This is a genomic window from Mangrovimonas xylaniphaga (assembly GCF_001280435.1).
Lineage (GTDB): Bacteria > Bacteroidota > Bacteroidia > Flavobacteriales > Flavobacteriaceae > Mangrovimonas_A > Mangrovimonas_A xylaniphaga.
The window spans coordinates 1-4,392 of sequence record NZ_LBIP01000036.1; the positions used below are offsets into that span (position 1 = coordinate 1).

The 4,392-nt window shown below is 30.9% G+C and carries 7 protein-coding genes; all 7 read right to left on the bottom strand.

Annotated features, from left to right (window positions below; genetic code table 11):
- Positions 1 to 189: 189 nt before the first annotated feature.
- The gene (locus tag ZA06_RS16620) at positions 190 to 621 is read right to left on the bottom strand and encodes a hypothetical protein (RefSeq protein ID WP_157503332.1); all 432 of its coding nucleotides are present in this window, start codon (positions 619 to 621) and stop codon (positions 190 to 192) included.
- A gap of 151 nt (positions 622 to 772) precedes the next feature.
- Positions 773 to 1,156, bottom strand: a complete 384-nt coding sequence (locus tag ZA06_RS16625; protein ID WP_053978620.1) for a hypothetical protein — start codon at positions 1,154 to 1,156, stop codon at positions 773 to 775.
- A gap of 149 nt (positions 1,157 to 1,305) precedes the next feature.
- Positions 1,306 to 2,139: a hypothetical protein gene (locus ZA06_RS16630; RefSeq protein WP_053978621.1), complete on the bottom strand. Its 834-nt coding sequence runs from the start codon at positions 2,137 to 2,139 to the stop codon at positions 1,306 to 1,308.
- A 147-nt stretch (positions 2,140 to 2,286) separates the two neighbouring features.
- Entirely contained in the window at positions 2,287 to 2,733 is a 447-nt protein-coding gene (locus ZA06_RS16635) for a hypothetical protein (protein WP_053978622.1), read from the bottom strand.
- 169 nt (positions 2,734 to 2,902) lie between these two features.
- A complete protein-coding gene (locus tag ZA06_RS16640; protein WP_157503334.1) occupies positions 2,903 to 3,562 on the bottom strand; it encodes a hypothetical protein in 660 nt (219 codons plus the stop codon).
- Between the two features lie 154 nt (positions 3,563 to 3,716).
- Positions 3,717 to 4,142 (bottom strand): energy transducer TonB, encoded by a 426-nt coding sequence (locus ZA06_RS16645; RefSeq protein ID WP_053978624.1) that lies wholly within the window; start codon positions 4,140 to 4,142, stop codon positions 3,717 to 3,719.
- A gap of 110 nt (positions 4,143 to 4,252) precedes the next feature.
- The coding region (locus ZA06_RS16835) for a tyrosine-type recombinase/integrase (RefSeq protein WP_157503013.1) at positions 4,253 to 4,392 on the bottom strand (140 nt) is incomplete at its 5' end.

The window sequence follows — 4,392 nt, forward strand, 5'->3', positions numbered from 1 at the left end:
ATATTCCCAATAATCAATTGCTTTTATTTCAAAATGATTATTAAATACTCGGATTGAAGGAAATCCTTTTTCTTCAAATATCAAAGGTTCTTCTTCCATTATGATTTTCATAAATTATTGCCAACGGCTTATGTAACACTGCCGTTGCGTTTGGTTTTGGGATTAAAGATAGCTAAACGGAAACAACAATTAGTGCATGCGAGGATTTTCCGCAGGAAAATCAGAAGCAATGCATGTTACATATTGTTGGCAGCTGTGTTTTTTATTAAAAGTTAATCTTAACATGGTAGCAGTCGCAATGATTGAAAGGATTGGTAAAAGCACTAATGAAATATTAAAACCTAGAAATCCTATTAGTGTCAATAGACCATAAAAAAGTCCAGTTATTGTTAAATTTTTAAAGTCTTTTTTGATCAAATAGGGGATGGTAAGTAATAAGCCAATAATATCAAAAACAATTACTTGAAAGGCTATTATATATCCTTCGAAGAATTTGTTTTTTATGAAATATTTATATGATTCAGTCAATATGCTAAATGTGAAAATAAGAAAAGCGATTGCAACGATTAGCAAGTGATAGTTAAGTTTTATTTTCAAAATTATTTTTAGTTTATTTTTCATCCAGGACATTGCTGCCAACGGTTTGTGTATAGTTTCGTTGCGTGAAAATCCGCAGGATTTTCGTGTTAAGAAACTAAGATAATAAAGTTGCGAGGATTTTCCGTGAGGAAAATCGGAAGCAATGAATTATACACGGTGTTGTATGCTGTTTTTATTCTTTTAGTATTTGAATGTCAGGATGCATCTCAAATGAATTTAAGATGGTTGAATAGATTGGTTCTAAAGTCTCTTTTGTAGAAATTTTTTTAAATAGTTTTCTTATGAATTCTTTATTGGGTTTTATCGTTACAATAAACTGGTCAGTTTCTTCGTCAATATTACCAGTTATTAGATACACAGAGAATTTATATTGATCTAAACGCATTTCATAAGCATAGTCCGTTGGATAGATGTCAGCAACTTGAATGTTATTTTGTTCTAAGTTTTGTTTTATAAATTCTGCTAGTTTTTTACCAAAGCGTCCTGGGTTGATTTCATCCTCTTCGTTGGGGTAAGGAGGGAAGAGGTTAGATTTTATAAATATGTCTTTAAGCATAGAGAGTTAATTGCATACAACGGTTTGTATAAGAATAGTGCGGTTTTGTGTCCGAGGATTTTCCGCAGGAAAATCAGAGTGACCAAATACGCACTAACTCTTGGTTATGGACTAAACTACGCATTATTTTTATACGGTGTTGTGTACAGTTATTTATATGTATAAAAATATTCATTTACAAGTTTTGGTTTATCTCTATACATTTTGTAATCCTTTTTATTGATTAAAATTCTGCTTTCATTATATTGAAAGGTTGTTCTTTCGTAGAGCTTATTGTATTTTGAAAGATATTTGTCTATTGAGGTCAAAAGTCCGTTGCTGTAATTGTAATAGAAAATATCTGTAAACTCGTTTCGTTCTAAAATGCGTCCACTTTTATCGTATTTATAAGTGAATTCATTTCCATTTCGGTATATAAGCTTAATTATTCTTCCACTTTTATAATATTCCTTCAAGAAAGTAACCGAATCATTTGATTTTTCAATCCGCTTTAAGTTGCCAGAAAGATTATAGAAATATTCAACTTTTTCTCCGAATTTATTTATTAGTAATTTAAGCTTTCCATTTTTTCCATAATCCTTTTTAATCTTGTATTTCCATTCTGTTAAAGAATCTCTGTAATAGTTTTGATAGATGCTATCTAAATCACCTTTTTTATCATAAAAAAATTTGCTTTCTCCTCTTAAAACAGAATAGTAGTGAACTTTTAAATTTTGCTTAATCTCTCTATTCAGAAAATCGGTTTTAGATTCAAATATATTTATAAAAGGGAATTTGTGATGCTCTTTTTTGAAATCAGGGAAGGCTTCTTTATAAATTCCACTTTTGTATTCAGTCAGAATTTGATTTAGAGTTGAGTCGTTTTTTGTTTTGTTAAGTTTCCATTCATATCGTATTGATTTAATTTCAGATGTGTCAATTTTAACTTGCGAAAAACTCGAAGTTGAAACAGAAATTAAAATGATAAGCAGGATGTTTTTCATAATTGTACACAACGGTTTGTGTATAGTTTCGTTGCGTGAAAATCCGCTAGGATTTTCGTGTTAGGAAACTAAGATAATAAAGTTGCGAGGATTTTCCGTGAGGAAAATCGGAAGCAATGAATTATACATGGTGTTGTAACCAGTTTTTTAATTTGGTTTTTCATTTTTCAGTAACGCTGAGTAAATTTTCATTAGTCTTTTTTCATAAATTTCAAATGATGACTTTGTTATCAAAACACCAATAATTGGAAAAGTCAGCATTAAAATCAATTCAAAACTCAAAATATCTGCTCCATTAGTTAATTTGTAAATAGCAACTCCCCAAAGTCCGACAAACGTTGCTATCAGAAACAAGTTAGTTAATAAGTCAAATTCGTTTTTAATTTCAATGATTGTTTTTCTGTCCGCTTTTTCTTTTAAATCTATAACAGATATAATGTTATAACCTTTCCCGTGAGTGTTTTGCATATATCCATATAATTTTGTCTCGCTCAATTGTGTTACTGTTAATTTTGTAGTTGGTGATTTCAAATCATTCCGAACAATATCAATTGGTTTATCAGATACAAGATTGTGTTTTTTTATAAATAACATTCTTTAGAGGTCGGATTCTAAATTGGTTACAACGGTTTGTGTATAGTTTCGTTGCGTGAAAATCCGCTAGGATTTTCGGGTTAAGAAACTAAGATAATAAAGTTGCGAGGATTTTCCGTGAGGAAAATCGGAAGCAATGAATTATACACTGTGTTGTGCGTAGGTTTTTTTACGTTACCCATTTTCTTTTTCGTTCTACTTTTTCAATATTTCCATTCTCACGATTTATTAAGATTCCTTTCCCTTGGTCAATTCCTTCATTTGAAATAGTATCGAATTCTACATTTTTCCAGTTCATAATTTCCCAATATAGACTGTCTTTATAAATTTGAGTTTCGTAAGGTTTTTTTATTCCATTTTCTTTGACCAATCCCATTGCCTTTTGAAACGATACTTTATATTTCAATGAATGGTCAATTGTTTTTTTGATTGTGCCGTCAGAGTTATAATAAGTCCAGTTTCCAATTGGAATAAACTTCCTGTAGGTATATTTCTTTATTTCTTTTAAGTTCCCGTTTTTATAATATTTTTTATAGATAATTGTATCATTAACAAAATCATCATACTGAACAAACAATAGCTTGGTGCTGTCAGTTTTAAAATATCTTTTTAGAATGTCAAAGTGAAGTGAATCAATCGTAATTTGCTTTCCATTTTCATTGTTAGAACGCGTGACTTTAAATTCACTATGTTGCCAATAATCTATTTCTTCGGTTTCGGATATAGTATTTGCTACAGAAATTTGTTTTTCAATAAATTCCGTTTTTTTATTTTCAGTTTTACAACTGATTATCAAAATAGTTAATATGAGAATAGATTTTCGTATCAATTTTGATTTTTGGTAGACTTACGCACAACGGTTTGGCTATGGTTTCGTTGCGTGAAAATCCGCTAGGATTTTCCGCCGTGAACCGAAGATAGCAAATTTGCGAGTACTTTCCGCGAGGAAAGTCAGAAGCAATGAACTATAGCCGGTGTTGTAGCTAGTTTTTTTCTTTTTTCAATTCTCTTTGTCGTTTTCTTTCTTCTTTTTTCAGTCGTTTATTTTTTGCGCTTTCTGTTTCTATTTCAAATACAATTGGCAATGAGTATTTTTGGCTAATTAATTTTCCGTTGTATTCTGCTGGTGTCATTTTCGGGAGTTCATTTATAATTCTTATCGCTTCTTTTTCAAACAAAGGATGAACTGAACGAGCTTTAATGTCAACTACTTTTCCTTCCTCATTGATAGTGAACATAGTCAGGACTTTTATTTGGTCGCCACCTTTATAGTTTAATTGTTTTGCGATGCTGTCAAGTTTGTCTCTATTGTCAGTATTGAAAGATTCCGAAACTTTTTCAGATAAGTTATTCTGTCCAAATGCAAAATTGGTCAGAGTTAAGATCAAAATGATAATTGTTTTTTTCATTCGAGGTTTGTTATAAATGTCATTTTTTGCTCAAATTAGCTACAACGGTGGGGTAAACACCATGGTGTTTATCCCCATTATATTTATTCCATCAAATCTACATATAATTCTTACATATCCAGGGGATTTGTAATAGAATTAAACGTATTGCTAGCTACATGGGTGTAAATCTCGGTCGTCTTTGTGGAATTGTGTCCCAATAGTAGCTGAATGTATCGCAGGTCGGTACCTGCCTCCAAAAGATGTGTGG